We start from the raw sequence: 16896 nt of genomic DNA, 5'->3' as shown, positions 1-16896 counted from the left end.
AACGGGCCCTGTTGCCTAAAGCCGCCGCTCGCAATGCCTGCCGGGCGTCGATGACGTCATCGGATGGCTGGCAGCTCCACCGGTACCCGAGCCTAGTACGAATTCGCCAGTCGAACAATGGTGTTTCCCTCGTCGTTGCTGTGTTTGTCGTTCGGACCAGGGGGCAATCCGTCGGTATCGACCTTTGGAGGCGGTGACGATGCCGAACGCATCTCGAACGCCGCTGCCGCGCGCGGCGCGTCGGCGGTGGGGAAGAAGGGCGGCAAGGCCGGCTCCTACGACGATTGGACGGTGCCGGAACTGAAGAAGCGCGCGAAGGAACTCGGGATTTCCGGCTACTCGTCGCTGACCAAGGGCGAGTTGGTCGAAGAACTGCGCAACCACTGAACCTGCTGCACGAGGCGTGTGACGTGGACGTCGAACATCCCGAGGATGACCAGAGCTAGAACCGGGATGGGCGGTCGGAGACCGCGACCGAGCGCCTGGACCGCAACTGGTCGAGCCTGCTCCAGGAACTGCGCGTGGTGCAAACCGGCATCCAACTGCTGACGGGTTCTCTCCTCACGCTGCCCTCCCAGTAGCGCTTCGACGTTCTCGACGGTGCCATGCGAAGGGGTGTTCCTGGCCTCCATTTCCTGCGCGATGGCGGCGTCGGTGTTGCTGATCGCCCCGGTGGACATTTACCGCATTCGACGCCGTTGCCGGGCACCCGGCGGAAGTGGTCGCCGGCGCCGTCGCGTTGGCCGCATTCACGGCGTTCTGGGTGGTCATTCCGCTGTGGATGGGGGTTTCTCGCCGCTCGGTCGCGGGTATGCCGTCGCCAGTCGAGCCAGGAAAGTTAGAGTCGGGCATGGCCTCCAAGCATCTGCGGCACAGCCAGCGCCGGTCGTCGGCCATTTACGTCATCACCGTTGCGGCCTTCGCCGTCGCCTTCGCGGCAATCGTTGCGGTCCTTGCGGTGCACGCCGTCGGCAGCCGCGCGACCGTCGCTCGCGAGGTCACGCCGTCGGCTCCTGCCGTTCAGCAGCCGGTCAGCCAGCAGGGCAAGCTCGTCGCGGTGTCACCGACGTCGGTGACGGCACAGAGTGTCGACGGCTACGCGCGAACGTACGTCGTCAACTCCGAGACGAATGCGATCACCGAGCGCGGCAGTCTGATCGGTGGCGCGGGAACGTCTTTCGCGGTGAACGACGAGGTCTCGATCGTCGGAATGGTGCGTGATGGCGTGGCGGTCGCGACGGCCGTCGCGGACAAACAGGTCAGCGACCTCAACGGTCCGCCCATGGACGCCACCGCTTTCGAGTGACCCCCGGCGAGCCATGACGTAACCTCGTCCACGTGGCGGACTCCATCACCGTCAGCGCCGACGAACTGGCTGCCCTGGAGTTCTTCTCGGGCTGCCCAGCCGCAGACCTGGTTCCGCTGGCGGGGCTTCTGCGACCGCTCACAGCACCCTCCGGCCAGGTGCTCATGCGTCAAGGCGAGCAAGCCGACATCTTCCTGCTGATCGGCTCGGGGCGGGCCCGGATCGTGCACGTCGGCGCCGACGGCGATGCCATCGAGGTCGAGGTGACGCCGGGACTCATCGTCGGCGAGATCGCCCTCCTGCGCGACGCCCCGCGGACGGCGACCGTCACGGTGACCGAGCAACTCAGCGGCTGGGTGGGCGGCAGGGAAGCCATTGCGGCCATGCTCGACGTGCCCGCGATGACGGACAGGCTGGTACGCACGGCACGGCAGCGCTTGGCCACCTTCGTGACGCCCATCCCGGTGACCTTGCGGGACGGGACCCACCTGCACCTACGGCCCGTGCTTCCCGGGGACAACGAGCGCAACGTCCACGGACCCGTGCAGTTCTCCAGCGAGACGCTCTACCGACGTTTTCAGTCGACGCGCTCACCGACCGCGGCGCTGAGGGCCTACCTGTTCGAAGTTGACTACGTCGATCACTTCGTCTGGGTGCTGACCGAAGGAACGTCCATCGATGCGCCGGTCGTGGCCGACGCCAGGTACGTCCGCGAGGCGACACCGACCGTCGCGGAAGTCGCGTTCATCGTCGGTGACGACTATCAGGGTCGGGGGATCGGCAGCTTTCTGATGGAAGCGCTCGCGGTCACCGCGCGAAGCGAGGGCATTCGGCGATTCACCGCCAGGGTGCTGGCGGACAATGTTCCGATGCGAGCCATCCTCGACCGCTACGGTGCGCAATGGCACCGCGACGACTTGGGCGTGGTCACGACCGCCTTCGACGTACCCCTGATGCGCGACCTGACGCTCTCTGCCGAGCTGTACCGGGACATCCGTGCCGCCGCACGTCAAGTGATCCGCGCGGTCGGCTGATGGGACGGCCGCCTCTCTCCAAGGACACTCGTTTGTGCATTTCGCTGGCCGCGCGGCCCAGCAACATCGGTACGCGGTTCCACAACCACCTGTACGACGTGCTCGGCCTCGACTTCATCTACAAGGCGTTCACGACCACCGACATCACCGCCGCGATCGGCGGCGTGCGGGCCTTGGGCATCCGTGGCTGTTCGGTCTCGATGCCGTTCAAGGAGGACGTCATCGCACTCGTCGACGAGGTCGAGGCGTCGGCCCGTGCCATCCACTCCGTGAATACGATCGTCAACGACGACGGGCACCTGAGCGCATCCAACACCGACTACCTGGCCGTGCAGCGACTCATCGACGACCACGGTCTGGACGCAAGCGGCAGGGTGCTGATCCGCGGCAGCGGTGGGATGGCCAGCGCGGTCGGCGCGGCGTTCCGCGACCACGGCTTCACGTCCGGCATCGTGATCGCACGCAACCAGGAGAGCGGAGGCGCTCTGGCCGACCGGCTCGGCTACGACTACGACACCGACGTCGGCTCCCACGCCGCGTCCGTGATCGTCAACGTCACCCCGATCGGCATGGCCGGTGGGTCGGAGGCGTCCGAGCGGGCCTTCGACGAGGCGACCATCGCCCGAGCGGACACGGTGTTCGACGTGGTGGCGCTGCCGTCGGAGACGCCGCTGATCCAGGCGGCCCGTGCCGCGGGCGTCCACGTCGTGACGGGCGCCGAGGTCATCGCGTTGCAGGCAGCGGAGCAGTTCGAGCGCTACACGGGGGTACGCCCGACGGCCGAGCAGGTGGCCGAGGCGTCGGCGATCTCGAGGGCCTGAGAGTCAGGGCGCGTTGACCACGGTGATCGGTCGGCGGACCCGCTCGATCTGATGCCCGGTGAAGCCAGCGTAGAACATCCGGGCCGCGACGAACCACGACAGCGACGAGTGCACCGCCGACGCCGTCGGTGCCGCGTCCTCGGGTATCGGCAGTGCGAAGGGCAGGGTCAGCTGAGTGCCCGCCGTCAGCGGAACCTTCTTGTCCAACTGCATTATTCGGCCATCGAGGGCGCCACCCTCAGCGGGATGGCGCACCAGCGGATGGGACTCGCGCTGGCGCTGCCAGTACACCGCGACGTCGCCGTTGGGCAGGTCGATCTTCGGGCGCAGGACGATCTGGCCGCTGATCGTCTCGCCGGCCCGGTACACCGGCGAGCCGAGCACGATGTCGATCTCGGTGTCACCGGAACCCCAGATGCGCTCCATCGGCTCCTCTTCGGCCTCCACGTCGGCGGCGCCGATGACGACGGTGAAGTCACCGCGGTCGTCGACGTCGCGGCCGCCGCGTTCGATTCTGAGCCGAGCCGACCACCGTGCGATCTGCGGCGACGAACCCGGCGCCCACGACGGCACCTTGAACGTCGCCGAGGCAGCGGTGAACTCGCTGGCCGCCACCGGCAGGTCTACCCGGGTGACGCAGACCCAGTCGTCGGTGTCGCGCTCGCCGCCGTAGTTGGTGCCCACCTGGCCCGCGGTCAGGATCGAATCGTTGCCCGCCGCGGCCGCCGAGTCGGCCCACCCTGCCCAGTGGTACCGGTAGAAGTTGTCGTAGCCCCACTCCAGCGTCGCCGTCGCGACCTTTTCAACGGGCTTGTCGGTCGTGATGGTGGCCGTGACCGTCTGCCGCGGCCGCACGACCTCGGGCGTCACCGTCACCCGTACTCCGCCTGAGCGGCCGAAGAGACCCACGAGGCGCCGCGCTACTTCTTCTGCTGGCTGGCGGCGTACTCCTCGGGGTGGTTCTTCTCCTGAGATTGGCGCATCGGCCAGAAGAGCACCCACAGAACGGGGTAGACCGTGACGTAGAAGAGAAGGGTCGCGAGGCCGCCGCACAGCACGGCGAACACCCACGCCGGATAGATGATGATCAGGCAGAACTGGATGAACTGCTTGAGCACCACCGGATAGCCCTCGGCCATCGACCACACGAATCGCGGGCTCATCGCGTGCAGGAACCGCTTGAACTTCGACGTCTCGGCCTCGGCGGCCGCCCGTGCCTCGCTGACGTCACGGCCGCGTTCTTCACGGCTCAGCCCGCGCTGCGGAGGAGGTGGTTCGCTGGGAACGGGTTGCTGAGCGGAGGTCATGGCACCTCTCCTCGGATTCGCGTGGCTGAGAGCTTGGAGCGAAATCTTAGCTGCGGACGCTCCGATCAGGGCGTGATGGTGGTCTGTTCGTCGATGATCGAGGTGGCGTCCATCAGCGGCCCGATCTGGTCTTCGGTGCCGCTTGCGTTGAGCTGCAGGACGAAGACCCCGTTGCCGTCCGCGGCCGGAATGACGACGGTCTTCTGCGCGACGAGTCGCTTGGCGCCGTCCTTCACGTAGGTCGCGCCGATCTGGTAGGCGTCGAAGCCGCCGAGCTTGGCATCGCCGCCGTCACCTGCACTCTCGTAACCGGGCAGGTTCTTCAGTTCGCCGGGTGCGTACTTGAAGATCATGGCTGGATCGACGTTGCCCGTCAGCTTGGACATGATCGCGACGATCGACGGTGGATCGGCTGCCATCGACGGATCGGCGAAGACGATCGCACCGTAGGCGCCCTCCGGAGTCTTGGGGCCCGCATCCTCCCAGCCCTCGGGCGTCGGCAGGTCGACCGTCGGCGCACCGGGATCCCCGCGTTTGACCGGGGTTTCGGTGATGCCGTTCTCCTTGATGTAGTCCGCGATGGTCGGATTGGCGCCCGCGGCCTCCGTCGGCGCGGCGCTGCTGGTGGATGCGCTCTTGCTCTCCGACGAGCTCGACGTCGACGACGACGAGGACGAGGACGCCTCGGTCTTCGAGTCCGACCCGCAACCCGCGAGGGCCAGTCCCAGAGCGAGGAGGGCGACGGCGGCGCCACCCGCGTTGGTGTGCGTTCTCATGAGGTCTCCTGTCGGGGAAGCGCGCCGAGTCAGCGGTCGGCAAAATGAAGGTACACGTCGAATGGCCGGTACCGTCAGAAACCGATCTCCCATGGCGTGAAACGGTCCGTCACGTCGCCCGTCAGCGACTCGTCGTACGGATCGATCGCCGTCGTTTGGGCCCCTTCGTCGAGGTCGAGGCCGTCCAGTCGGATCCAGATGGTGCTCGGGCTGGTGGTCAGCTCGAAGAAGTAGGTGAGGTGGGTCAGGTCGCAGACCGACCGGTACTCGGTGTTGTACACGCCGAATTCCGCATAGGGCGCGCCGAAGGGAACCGACGCGTTGCGCATGATCGCCATGACGCTGGCCACCGCCTGGCGCTCGCTCACGGGCTTGGGCAACAGAGCCGAGTAGTAAACGGCTCGCTGGAACCGGTCGACGGCGTTGACGTTCCCCGGGAGGGGCATCTCTCGGCTGGGATGGGAGAAGTCGCGTGTCGAAAGCAGCTTCAGTTGCTCGTCATAGCTCGGATCGTTGGTCATGATGGTGAACTCGCGGCCGTGGTGAATGACGAGCTCGCCGTGGGCGAACTCCATGATCGCCGAGTCGCCGTCGGCGTCCTCGATCGCGAGGTGCAGCGTCGCATCGAACCCGTGTGCGCTCACCATCGCCAACTGGACCCCGTCCATCAACGCCAGTGCCTCGGAGACGGTGGCGGCCTGGTCGAGGAGATACTGCGCCCACAGTCCGGTGTGCAGCCCGGGGAGTTCGGGCCTGCGCGGGCCGACCTCGGTCGACGAGAGGTAGAGCCCGTGGACGGCCAGCCCGCGTTCGTTGAGGCCGTCGACGGTTCCGATGCCGGTGCCGTAGACGGTGGTCGCGAGGCTGGCGTAGGTGCTGGTCCAACGCAGTGGGTTCTCGGGGACCACCACCTCGCCTTGCATCACTCCGCCGTCGCGCTGCTGACCCCGGGGGAGGGCGACGATGAGCGGTTCCGTCGACTCCGGCCAATCCATGCTCCGGCCGGTCAGGACGGCGATGTCATTGGTATTCCACAAGACTCGGGTGCACATCTGATGTCCTCTCGGCGCGTCCGACCACGATGTCGGCGCCCGTCAGCGTAGCCGTGGTACCAAGGCTTCATGCGGGTGTTCGCGTACTGCGTGGTGATTGCGCTGTGCGCGGCATGCGGGCAATCCGTCGCGCCCGTGCCGCCCGGGGTGGCGAACTCGTCGTCGGCGGCGCCTGCGGGGGTGAGCCCCGCGAGGGTGGAGCGCGTCCGCGTTCATCTGCCAACGGATTACGAGTTCGCGATCCTGCCGAGTCGGACTGCGCCAGTGGCCCTTTGGGGCTTCGGCCAGGCGTGGACGGCTGACCCGTCGCCGTGCGGAGGGCTCGCCGATCCGGTCGGTGACGGCGTCGTTCACGGCTGGTCAGCCTCCGGCCCAGGCGGCATCGTCTACGCCGTCGTGGCCGACGCGACCGTCGGCGTGGACCAGGCGCAGGTGGATGCGTGCGGTACGTGGACCCTGTCGGCCGGGCACACCAGCGGTGTGGTCAACCTCGTCGACCCGCCCGCGATCGACGGGGCGGCGACACTGGGCATGATCACCGACGCCACCACCACCGTGGAGGGTGGCATCGAAACCCATTCGCACGCTGAGACGTTCATCGCGTACCTGGGCGACCACGCCGCCTACGTGACGGTGGTGACCGACCCCGGTTCGTCGGCCCCATCGCTCGGTCCTGCCGTGGCGTCGGAGCTCCTCGTCGAAACGGTGGCGGCGATCCGCGGGTGACGGCCCGCGGGCGGGTAGATTGGCGGCGATGCTCAGGACGCTGCTCGCCCTCGCCGCCGCGATCGCGTTGGCCGCGTGCTCGGGTGATCCGCCCGCGGATGACGCCAAGGGCGACATCGCCAAGGTGCTCGACGTGAAGTCGGGCTTTGGACCCGAGTTCAAGGTCAGCACCGTCGCGCCGACCGGGATCGACCCGCGTCTGCTTGCGCCGCAAGCCATTCCGCAGGGCGCGGTGTTCGATCCGCCGGATTGCGCGAAGGTGGCGACGGGTCTGGTGGTGCCGCCGGGAGTCAAGGGCAACATGGCCGCGACGACGGCCGAGGGCGACGGCAACCGGTTCATCGCGATCGCCGTCGAGACCTCGGAGGCGCTGCAGTTCCCGGACCGGGGTGACAGGTGCAAGAAGGTCGCGTTCGCCGGCGGTGGAGTCCGAGGTCTCGTCGAGGTCGTGAAGTCTCCGACGATCGACGGCGTCCGCACCCTGGGCACCCATCGCGTGGTGCAGACGGTGGTCGCCGACAAGCCCGCCACCGGCGAGCTCTACAACTACGTCGCCAGCTTCTCGACGTTCATGGTGATCGTCACGGCGAACCCGTTGGTGGTGCCCAACGAGCCCGTCGTTCCGGTCGACACGCAGCGGGCGCGCGACCTGCTGTCCGCAGCAGTGGCGGCGGTGCGCGGGAGCTAGCGCACGTCGCGCGGGCGGAACTGGATGCTGATCCGTGGACCCGTCGGCTTGGCGGTCTTGTGCACGGTGTGCTCCCACGTGCGTTGACACGAACCGCCCATCACCAGCAGATCGCCGTGGCTCTGCGGCAGGCGCAGGGACCGGCCGCCGGAGCGGGGACGCAACGCGAACACCCGTGTCGCGCCGAGGCTGAGGATGGCGACCATCGTGTCCTCGGTCCGGCTGCGGCCGACGGTGTCGCCGTGCCAGGCGACGCTGTCGCTGCCGTCGCGGTACAGGCACAACCCGGCGGAGGTGAACGGCTCACCCAACTCGCGGGCGTAGATGTCGTTGAGTCGGACGCGCAGCCGTGCGACCGCCGGGTGCGGCGCGGGTTCGGACACCAGATCGTGGAAGCTGACCAGCCGCGGCACGTCGAGCACCCGGTCGTACATCTGACGCCGCTCGGCACGCCAAGGGATCTCGGCCATCAGCGCTTCGAACAGATCTTCGGCACCGGTGAGCCATCCCGCCCGAATGTCGATCCACGCGCCGTCACCCAGGTCGCGCCGCTCGTCGTGGTCGAACAGTGCTTCCTGAATCGCGAGATCGATCCCAGTCACGTGCGCGAGTTTATCGCACAGACGTTCGAAGCTACAGTTTGGCCGCGCCGGGTCCGCGCTGCGCGAGCACGTCGTCGGGATTGGTCAGGACGCAGGTCTTGAGGCTCAGGCAGCCGCAGCCGATGCAGCCGGCGAGATTGTCGCGCAGGCGCTGCAGATGCATGATCCGCTCGTCGAGATCCGCGCGCCAGCCCGCGGAGAGACGCGCCCAGTCCTTGCTGGTGGGAACCCGATCGGTGGGCAACGTCGCGAGCGCCTCGCGAATGCGCACCAGCGGAATGCCGAGGCGTTGCGACATGCGGATGAATGCGACTCGGCGCAGCGTCTCGCGGGCGTACCGGCGTTGATTGCCCGAGGTGCGTCTGCTGACGATCAAGCCCTCGCGCTCGTAGAAGTGCAGTGCCGACACCGCCACGCCGCTGCGAAGGCTCATCTGGCCGGGAGTCAGCTCGAGCACGTCCATGACCTCAACCGTAGTTGAGGTGGCGGTTCACGTTACGGTTCTAGACATGACAGGCACGACGCTGGGCGCCAACTCGGAGGTAGGGCCGCTGCGGGTCGTCATCCTGCACCGGCCGGGGCCCGAGCTACAGCGCCTCACCCCGCGCAACAACGACCGGTTGCTGTTCGACGGGATGCCGTGGGTGGCGCGCGCGCAGGAGGAGCACGACGCGTTCGCGTCGCTTTTGCGCTCGCGCGGTGTCGAGGTGCTGTTGATGGCCGACCTCCTGACCGAAGCCCTCGCCAGCGGCGCGGCACGCATGCAGGGCATCTCGGCAGCTGTCGACAGCCGCCGACTGGGACTGCCTCTGGCGCAAGAACTCTCGGCGTACCTGCGGACGCTCGACGTCGAGTCGCTGGCTCGCATCCTGATGGCGGGCATGACGTTCAGCGAGTTGCCGTTCCTCGGCGGTGAACTGTCGCTGGTGCAGCGCATGCATCACGACGCCGACTTCGTCATCAGCCCGCTGCCGAACCTGCTGTTCACGCGCGACTCGTCATTCTGGATCGGGCCGCGGGTGGCGATCACGTCACTGGCCCTGCCTGCGCGCATTCGGGAGACGTCGCTGACCGACCTGATCTACGCGCACCATCCGCGGTTCCTCGGGGTGCGGCGGGCCTACGAGTCGCGATCGGCCCCCGTCGAGGGTGGCGACGTACTGCTGCTGGCACCGGGCGTGGTCGCCGTCGGCGTGGGTGAGCGGACGACGCCTGCTGGTGCGGAAGCGTTGGCGCGCAGCCTGTTCGACGATGGGCTCGCCCACACCGTGCTGGCCGTGCCGATAGCGCAGGAGCGCGCGCAGATGCACCTCGACACGGTCTGCACGATGGTCGACGTGGATGCGGTCGTGATGTACCCGAACATCGTCGATTCCCTGTCGGCGTTCACGATCCGGCAGAAGTCGGAAGGCGTGACGATCGCGAGTGCGGCGCCGTTCGTGGATGCCGCGGCGGATGCGATGGGCATCGACAAGCTGCGTGTGATCGACACGGGCCTGGATCCCATCACCGCCGAGCGCGAGCAGTGGGACGACGGGAACAACACGCTGGCGCTGGCGCCGGGTGTGGTCGTGGCCTACGAACGCAATACGGAAACCAATGCGCGCCTGGTAGATTCGGGCATCGAGGTGCTGCCGATCTCGGCGTCGGAACTCGGTACCGGCCGCGGCGGTCCGCGGTGCATGTCGTGCCCGGTCGCCCGCGACCCGCTGTAGTTCCCGTCACGCGTTGACATTGCGCTCACGGTCGCGATCCCCGACGAATCACGACCTTGAGCGCAATGTCAACGGGTGGCCCCGACGGGTGAAGGCATCGGCGGCTCGGTGGATGATGAACGTCCGCGAATGTTCGGCAACGACGTGTAGGTCCAGCCAACCTCGGCGCCGGACGAGCTCATTTCGACCGATGTCGTGGACATACCGCTTCCTGTCGGTGCGGTGTTGGTCTCCGTCGTAGTCGACGCCAATCATCGGTTGGTCCCAACCCATGTCGAGGAGGGCATCGTTTACACGGTCGCTCACGCAAATCTGCGTTCTCGGGCGGGGAAATCCGGCGTCGATCAGCAGTCGTAGCCACGTCTCCTTCGGCGACTGGCCGCCAGCGTCCATGAGGTCGAGTGCGACCTCCGCCCGGCGAAGTCCGCGCGCTCGGGGATACCGCCCCGTCAACGCCAGCGCGTCTGCTGACAGCACGCCCGTCGCGTGGGCCAGAGCGTCCACATGCCTGACGGCGTGATCGCGAGGCAAGTGGCGGCCCAGATCAAAGGCGTTGCGGGCCAAACTGGTAACGGGTAGCCCGGCGATCTCGACGATTTCGTCGTCGAGCATCCGCTCGTTGCGCACGACCAGGCCCTCTGGGTAACGGCAGCAGCTACCAACCAGCTCTATCGGCGTCTCGGCGTCGACCCACGCAGCGCCGTGCAGTGCGGCCGCCGCCCCCCGGCTATGACGCCGTGCCGGCCCGACCACAGCCACGCGCCGACGGTGCGGGTCTGCAGCGTGGTGATCGTTGCCGTTGGGGCATAGACGCCCGGAAAGATCGACTCGTAGTTCCACCGCAGCTGCCCGCGTGTGAGCGCACCCAGTGCCAGCCGTTCGCTGCCGATGAAGACGTCCTGCATGCCGTGATCGTCGCCATTCGGAGCGACAAAATTCGCAACCCTGCGTTGAAATTGCCTCCACGGCTGTGGATAACATCGAATCGCGACCGTACACGCAAGATCAACGTGGGCGAGGCGAAACGGGTCGCGCTAACGCCAGCTGGGCAGCCAGATCTGCATGTGCCACGTCGACTGCGAGATCGGCAGACCCGTCAGAATCGGATACATCCACGCGAAGTTTGTGATCACGACCGCGACGTAGATGCAGACGACGAGCAAGCCCAGAGTTCGGCGTTCGGCGTTCTGCCTCGGCGCGTACAGCACGTCGCCGAGGATCAGCGCGATCATCATCACCAGGAATGGAGCCATCGGCGCGGCGTAGAAGAAGTACATCTGGCGATCGATGTCGGCGAACCACGGCAGGAAGCCCGCGCTGTACCCGGTCAGCGCCACGGCATACCGCCAGTCGCGCTTGACGAACGACCGCCACACCGCCCACGCGAGGACGGGCACCGCGATGAACCACATGGCCGGCGTCCCGACGAGCATCACGGCCTTGACACAGGACTGGGTGCCACAACCCGCCACGTTGTCCTGGTCGATCGCATACAGCACGGGCCGCAACGACATCGGCCACGTCCACGGCTTCGACTCCCACGGGTGGTGATTGCCCGCCGCATTGGTCAACCCGGAGTGGAACTTGAAGGCGCCGTAGGTGAAGTGCCACAGCGACCGGAAGGCATCGGGCATCAGGCCGCCCTCGGCGAACGCTTGGCCCTCCTGATGCCGATCGACCGCCGTCTCGGAGGCGAACCACGGCGCGTACGACGCGAGGTAGACGCCGAGCGGGACGAGGCCGAAGACGTAGACAGCCGGTGCGAAGTCACGCCGAAGCGTGCCCAGCCACGGCCGCGGGACGCGGTACTGACGCCGTGCGGCCACGTCGAACGCCAACGTCATCAGCCCGAAGAAGAGGATGAAGTACAGGCCGGACCACTTGGTCGCGACGGCCAGACCGAGCAGCACGCCGGCGCCGAACCGCCACCAACGGACCCCTAGACGGGGTCCCCACGGTGTCTCGGCGATGCGGCCCTCGAACAGGGCGTCGTGCATCCGCTCGCGCATCTGGTCGCGGTCGACGATCAGCGCGCCGAACGCCGCCACCACGAACACCACGAGGAAGACGTCCAGTAACGCCGTACGCGCCGAGACGAAGCTGACGCCGTCGGCGATGATCAGCAAGCCCGCGATGCCCCCGATCAGCGTCGACCGGGTGATCCGGCGGACGATCCGCGCCACCAGCACCACCACGACGACGCCGCAGACCGCGCCGGCGAATCGCCAGCCCAGCCCGTCGTAACCGAACAGGGCCTCACCGAGCGCCAGCAGCTGCTTGCCGACGGGAGGGTGCACCACCAGGCCGTATCCGGGGTTGTCCTCGACGCCGTGGTTGCCCAGCATCTGCCAGGCCTGCGGCGCGTAGTGCTTCTCGTCGAAGATCGGGGTGCCGCCGTCGGTGGGCGAACCGAGGTTGAGGAACCGCGTCAGGGCAGCCAGCGCCATGATCACGGACGTCATTGCCCAGCCCTGCATCCGGTCCAACGGCCCGAAGTCGCCGATCGGCGCGAGCGGGCCCGGGCTGATGACCGGGACCGAGCGGCTGCTCTCGACGGCGGCCACGTCGGGCTCGATGGGCGGGGCGGTCACACGAGCGATCGTATTCTGTTCGGTGTGACATCAGGTCGACTGCTACTGGCCGCGACGCCGTTGGGCCAGGCAGGCGACGCCTCCGCGCGACTCGTCGAGGCGCTGGGCAGCGCTGACGTCGTCGCCGCCGAGGACACCCGACGCATCCGCACCCTGGCGCAGGCACTCGACGTCACACCGTCGGGCAAGGTGGTCAGCTTCTTCGACCAGAACGAAGCGGCGCGGGTGCCGTGGCTCGTCGAGGAGATCGCGGGCGGTGCGACGGTGCTCGTCGTGAGCGACGCGGGCATGCCGCTGATCAGCGATCCGGGCTACCGACTGGTCGCGGCGTGCGCGGCGGCGGGGTTGACGGTCAGCTGTCTGCCGGGTCCGTCGGCCGTGACGACGGCGCTGGCAGTGTCCGGCCTGCCGTCGGACCGGTTCTGCTTCGAGGGCTTCGCGCCCCGCAAGCACGCCGCACGGCTGACGTGGCTGGCCACGCTGGCCGCCGAGCGCCGCACGTGCGTGTTCTTCGAGTCTCCGCGGCGGCTGGCCGAATGCCTGGACGACGCGGTGGACCGGCTGGGCGCGGAACGGCTGGCGGTGGTCTGCCGCGAGCTGACCAAGACCCACGAGGAGGTCAAGCGCGGCACCCTCGCGGAGCTTGCTTCGTGGGCCGCCGACGGCGTGCTCGGCGAGATCACCGTCGTCGTGGCGGGGGCCCAACCCCGCGTCGATCTGGAGACGCTGGTGGCGGAGGTCAACGAGCTGGTGGAGGCCGGCGCCAGGGTCAAGGACGCATGCGCCGAGGTGATCGCCGAGAACCCTGGGGCGCCGTCACGGCGTGAGCTCTACGACGCGGTCCTGCGCGCTCGGCAGTGACCCGACGATCGGCGCCGCCTTGTGCAGGCACTCACGCCACTCCGCGTCGGGATCCGAGTCGGCCGTAATGCCTCCGCCGACGCCGAGTACCGCGTGACCAGCGTCATCGAACTCGACGGTACGGATGGCGACGTTGAGCTCGGCGCCCGCGATGGGTGACGCCAAACCGACCGTCCCGCAGTAGATTCCCCGACGGAAGGGCTCCCACGTCGTCAGCAGTCGGCGGGCGCGACCCTTCGGTGTGCCCGTGACCGACGCCGGAGGGAACGTCGCGTCCAGGATCGTGGACATCGGCATGTCGAGGTCGACGCGCGCCGCGACCGTCGACACCAGATGCCACACGCCGGGCGCCCGCCTGACCACCAGCAGCTCGGGCACGGTGACGGAACCGGTGACCGCGACGCGACCGAGGTCGTTGCGGACGAGGTCGACGATCATGACGTTCTCGGCGACGTCCTTCACCGACTCGCGCAACGCCGACGGCGATTCGTCGAGCGGCAGCGTGCCCTTGATGGGGCTCGACACGAGGGTGTCGCCGACGCGGCTGAGGAACAGTTCCGGGGACAGCGACGCCACCGTACCCCAGTCTCCCGTGACGAACGCCGCTCGCGCAGGGGCGGTGCGCGCGACGGCGTCAGCGAAGAAGTCGACGGGTGAGCCCGTGACCGTCCCGACGATCTGCGTGCACACGCACGCCTGGTACACCTCGCCCGCACCGATGGCGTCGAGGCATGCCAGCACGCCTTCGCGGTGCGCGTCGCGGCCGGCGTCACCCCAGTCGACGCGGCATGCCGATGCGGGTACCTCGGCAGCCAGTGCGCCGGCCAGCCACGTCGGGGCTGATGCGCCGGAAAGGCTTTCGTACCACCAGGTTCCGCGGGCGTCCTGGCGCAGGACATGGTCGGTCCAGCCGCCCGCCGCCTCGGGGATCCTTGGGCCTGCGCCGTCGCGACCGGCGTCGGGATAGGACAGGTAGCCGATCCAGCCGCCCCCGATCGCGGCACTTCGAGATCCTGGGTCGACGCCGAAAACGCCCGCGACGTCTACGGGTTCGATGGCGACGCTCGGCGCAATGACCGCACGGGAGCCGAACCACTTGCCGGTCAGCGCGGCGGGCGGCGGCAGACCCAGCCGAGTCGTCGCGGCGGCCACGGACCGCAGCACCTCCGGGGCGCTGCGCGACAAGGCGATCCGCTCGACCCGCACCGCCTTAGCTTGTCACGCGCGCAGGCCGATTGTCGCTCCGCAAGCGTCGCTCAGCGGGCGATCTCCCTAGTGACCTTGACCCCGCCGAGCTTCTCGGGATTGCGCATCGCGTAGAAGTGCGTGATCAAGCCGTCGGTGATCTCGACCGAGATGACGCCTTCCAGGTTCTCGCCGAGGTAGAGCACGAGCGCAGGCGCGCCGTTGTAGAACGCCGGCTCGACGCGGCCTCCGTCGTCGGTGAAGCGGAGCAGGCCGAGGATGAGCCTTGCGACCTTGTGCGCTCCGACGACCGGCCTGCGGGCAGCGCTGACCTTGCCATCACTGTCGGCGGTCCACACCACGTCGGGCGCCAGCATCGCGAGGAGCGAGTCGATGTCACCCGTCGACGCGGTCGCGAAGAACTGCGCGGTGATCTCGAGCGACTGCTGGGGGTCGACGGGCTCGAAGCGCTTGCGCCGCGACTGGACGTGTTTGCGGGCACGGTGCGCCATCTGACGCACCGCCGCGGTGGACCTGCCCATCGTCGAGGCGATTTCGTCGTGGCTGAAGCCGAACACCTCGCGAAGCACGAACACCGCACGCTCGTCGGGGCTGAGCGTCTCCAGCACAACCATCATCGCCATCGACACCGATTCGGCGAGCACGACGTCGGACGACGCATCGGCCGTGTCGAGCAGCAGCGGCTCGGGCAGCCACGGCCCGACGTATTCCTCGCGCCTGCGTGACTGGGCCCGTAGGGCATTGAGCGCCTGTCGGGTGACGAGCTGGGCGAGGTAGGCCTTGGTGTCCTGGACGGTGTCCAGGTCCACCTCCGCCCACCGCAGATAGCTCTCCTGCAGTACGTCATCGGATTCCGTTGCCGTGCCGAGGATCTCGTAGGCGATGGTGAACAGCAGCGGCCGAAGGCTGGTGAACCGCACGGCGTGCTCGCCGGCGTTCATCCTACGGATGCCGCCTGCTCGGCCACCGCCAGGTGCTCGGCCCGCTTGCCACCCTTGAGCCAGAAGTACGAACCCGGCTTGCGCGCCTCCTTGGCCAGGAACGAAATCGTGCCCTTGCACACCGCTTCCTTGATCGACGCCGCGGGGCGTCCGCCGATGTGGACACGCGTCACCCGATCGTCGAGGTGCGCCAGCTGAATGACGCCCGCCTTGCGGCCGAGGCTGACGCACTGTCCGGTGAACGCCTGGTTCACCGTCGCGGGTTCGGTGCCCGCGATCCGACTGAGCACGGTGTTGGCGGCCTGCGCGCCGAGCGGGATCGCCGCCTGGCAACTCATCCGCAGGGGCAGGTCCGACGGCGCGGACGCATCACCGGCGGCCACGACGAACGGGTCATCGACGCTCGTCAACGTCTCGTCGGTGAGCAGTCGCCCGATCCGGTCGGTGGTCAGGCCGCTCCGTGCCGCGAGGTCGGGCACACCGAAGCCTGCCGTCCAGATGGTCACGATGCCGGGCAGCTCGCGGCCGTCGGCCAGTCGCACCGAATCCTTCTGCACCTGGACGACTTTGGCTCCCGGCCCGTCCACGACCGTCACACCGAGCTTGCGCATCCGCTTGGCCACCGACCGGCGGGCGGACGCGCTGAAGTACGGGCCGAGGACGTCGCCGCACACCAATGTCACCGACTGACACTTCTCGGCGAGTTCGGCGGCGACCTCGATACCCGTCGGGCCCGCACCCACGACCACCACCGGCGCGCTGGGATGCACCTTGGCCATCGCCGCACGCAACGGCTCGGCATGCTCCAACTCCGAAAGGGGATAAGCGACTTCGGCGGCGCCGGGAACGGTCAGTGCGGCGCCCGTGCTCCCGACGGCGTACACGAGGTAGTCGTATCCGACGATGTCACCCGAGCCGAGCGTCACCGTGCGCGAAGCCGCGTCGATGAGCTCCGCGGTGTCGACCAGCAGGCGCACGTCGTCGGCAAGCACGTCCGCGTAGTCCACGACGGCGTCATCGGACCCGGTGATGAACTGGTGCAGCCGGATCCGCTCGACGAACTCGGGCCTCGGGTTGACCAGCGTGATGGAGACGTCGGCGTTCAGCCGCAAGTGGTTGGCGGCTAGCACGCCCGCGTATCCGCCACCGATGACGACGACGTTGATCTGCTTGGTCACGATCACTCCTTTGAGACGTTGCGGCTCTGGTGATGAGCCGCTCTGACCTCAAGACACCGACGATCGCCGAAGTGTGACACGTGGGCCGCGAT

18 protein-coding genes and 2 pseudogenes are annotated in these 16896 nt (G+C 68.0%); 9 read left to right on the top strand and 11 right to left on the bottom strand.

Annotated features, from left to right (window positions below):
• Positions 1-117 precede the first annotated feature (117 nt).
• From VET27_RS17865 to VET27_RS17845, 5 genes and pseudogenes are all read left to right on the top strand, one after another.
• Entirely contained in the window at positions 118-387 is a 270-nt protein-coding gene (locus tag VET27_RS17865) for a Rho termination factor N-terminal domain-containing protein (RefSeq protein ID WP_526520478.1), read from the top strand.
• A 23-nt stretch (positions 388-410) separates the two neighbouring features.
• Positions 411-841: pseudogene (locus VET27_RS17860) on the top strand (DUF6328 family protein); the annotation flags it as partial.
• Between the two features lie 9 nt (positions 842-850).
• Positions 851-1306, top strand: coding sequence for a hypothetical protein (locus VET27_RS17855; protein ID WP_526520601.1), 456 nt, complete (start codon positions 851-853; stop codon positions 1304-1306).
• A 32-nt stretch (positions 1307-1338) separates the two neighbouring features.
• Complete coding sequence (pat, locus tag VET27_RS17850; RefSeq protein WP_526520476.1) at positions 1339-2340, top strand: acetyltransferase Pat; 1002 nt, start codon at positions 1339-1341, stop codon at positions 2338-2340.
• Positions 2340-3161 carry a shikimate 5-dehydrogenase gene (locus tag VET27_RS17845; protein ID WP_526520474.1) on the top strand — a complete coding sequence of 274 codons (822 nt, stop codon included), beginning with the start codon at positions 2340-2342 and terminating at the stop codon, positions 3159-3161. The genes pat and VET27_RS17845 overlap by 1 nt, the downstream gene beginning before the upstream one ends.
• Positions 3162-3164: 3 nt before the next feature.
• Here the strand turns inward: VET27_RS17845 and VET27_RS17840 are convergent, their stop codons facing one another.
• The 4 genes from VET27_RS17840 to bsh all read right to left on the bottom strand — a co-directional run bounded on the left by VET27_RS17840 (position 3165) and on the right by bsh (position 6296).
• On the bottom strand, positions 3165-4037 hold the full coding sequence (locus tag VET27_RS17840) for a hypothetical protein (RefSeq protein WP_526520472.1): 873 nt from the start codon (positions 4035-4037) through the stop codon (positions 3165-3167).
• Positions 4038-4081: 44 nt separating this feature from the next.
• A complete protein-coding gene (locus VET27_RS17835; RefSeq protein ID WP_526520470.1) occupies positions 4082-4468 on the bottom strand; it encodes a hypothetical protein in 387 nt (128 codons plus the stop codon).
• Positions 4469-4533: 65 nt separating this feature from the next.
• Positions 4534-5244 (bottom strand): envelope biogenesis lipoprotein LpqN, encoded by a 711-nt coding sequence (gene lpqN, locus VET27_RS17830; RefSeq protein WP_526520468.1) that lies wholly within the window; start codon positions 5242-5244, stop codon positions 4534-4536.
• 74 nt (positions 5245-5318) lie between these two features.
• Positions 5319-6296: a bile salt hydrolase gene (gene bsh, locus VET27_RS17825; RefSeq protein ID WP_526520466.1), complete on the bottom strand. Its 978-nt coding sequence runs from the start codon at positions 6294-6296 to the stop codon at positions 5319-5321.
• 69 nt (positions 6297-6365) lie between these two features.
• Between bsh and VET27_RS17820 the strand changes: the two genes are divergently transcribed.
• Positions 6366-7022, top strand: a complete 657-nt coding sequence (locus VET27_RS17820; RefSeq protein WP_526520464.1) for a DUF5642 family protein — start codon at positions 6366-6368, stop codon at positions 7020-7022.
• Between the two features lie 28 nt (positions 7023-7050).
• Positions 7051-7710: a DUF5642 family protein gene (locus VET27_RS17815; protein ID WP_526520462.1), complete on the top strand. Its 660-nt coding sequence runs from the start codon at positions 7051-7053 to the stop codon at positions 7708-7710.
• Here the strand turns inward: VET27_RS17815 and VET27_RS17810 are convergent.
• Entirely contained in the window at positions 7707-8303 is a 597-nt protein-coding gene (locus VET27_RS17810) for an alpha-ketoglutarate-dependent dioxygenase AlkB (RefSeq protein ID WP_526520591.1), read from the bottom strand. The genes VET27_RS17815 and VET27_RS17810 overlap by 4 nt on opposite strands.
• A gap of 40 nt (positions 8304-8343) precedes the next feature.
• Entirely contained in the window at positions 8344-8775 is a 432-nt protein-coding gene (gene soxR, locus VET27_RS17805) for a redox-sensitive transcriptional activator SoxR (RefSeq protein WP_526520460.1), read from the bottom strand.
• A gap of 46 nt (positions 8776-8821) precedes the next feature.
• Between soxR and arcA the strand changes: the two genes are divergently transcribed.
• Positions 8822-10027: an arginine deiminase gene (arcA, locus tag VET27_RS17800; protein WP_526520458.1), complete on the top strand. Its 1206-nt coding sequence runs from the start codon at positions 8822-8824 to the stop codon at positions 10025-10027.
• 48 nt (positions 10028-10075) lie between these two features.
• Here the strand turns inward: arcA and VET27_RS17795 are convergent.
• Together VET27_RS17795 and VET27_RS17790 are read right to left on the bottom strand one after the other, a co-directional pair.
• Positions 10076-10932 (bottom strand): annotated as a pseudogene (locus VET27_RS17795) (hypothetical protein).
• Between the two features lie 129 nt (positions 10933-11061).
• Positions 11062-12504, bottom strand: coding sequence for a dolichyl-phosphate-mannose--protein mannosyltransferase (locus VET27_RS17790; RefSeq protein WP_526520589.1), 1443 nt, complete (start codon positions 12502-12504; stop codon positions 11062-11064).
• A 138-nt stretch (positions 12505-12642) separates the two neighbouring features.
• Here VET27_RS17790 and rsmI point away from each other — a divergent pair, with 138 nt between their 5' ends.
• Entirely contained in the window at positions 12643-13479 is an 837-nt protein-coding gene (gene rsmI / locus VET27_RS17785) for a 16S rRNA (cytidine(1402)-2'-O)-methyltransferase (RefSeq protein WP_526520456.1), read from the top strand.
• On the opposite strand, the gene VET27_RS17780 is transcribed toward rsmI, so the two are convergent.
• The 3 genes from VET27_RS17780 to VET27_RS17770 are packed head-to-tail and all read right to left on the bottom strand — an operon-like array spanning position 13435 to position 16807.
• Positions 13435-14685 (bottom strand): aminodeoxychorismate synthase component I, encoded by a 1251-nt coding sequence (locus VET27_RS17780; protein WP_526520454.1) that lies wholly within the window; start codon positions 14683-14685, stop codon positions 13435-13437. The genes rsmI and VET27_RS17780 overlap by 45 nt on opposite strands.
• A 50-nt stretch (positions 14686-14735) precedes the next feature.
• Entirely contained in the window at positions 14736-15626 is an 891-nt protein-coding gene (locus VET27_RS17775) for an RNA polymerase sigma-70 factor (RefSeq protein WP_526520452.1), read from the bottom strand.
• Complete coding sequence (locus VET27_RS17770; protein WP_526520587.1) at positions 15623-16807, bottom strand: NAD(P)/FAD-dependent oxidoreductase; 1185 nt, start codon at positions 16805-16807, stop codon at positions 15623-15625. The genes VET27_RS17775 and VET27_RS17770 overlap by 4 nt, the downstream gene beginning before the upstream one ends.
• Between the last annotated feature and the right edge of the window lie 89 nt (positions 16808-16896).

The sequence above is a fragment of the Mycobacterium sp. genome, from assembly GCF_035633495.1.
GTDB lineage: Bacteria > Actinomycetota > Actinomycetes > Mycobacteriales > Mycobacteriaceae > Mycobacterium.
The sequence above is the reverse complement of the archived record's forward strand: the minus strand, read 5'-3'. Positions and strand labels throughout refer to the sequence as shown.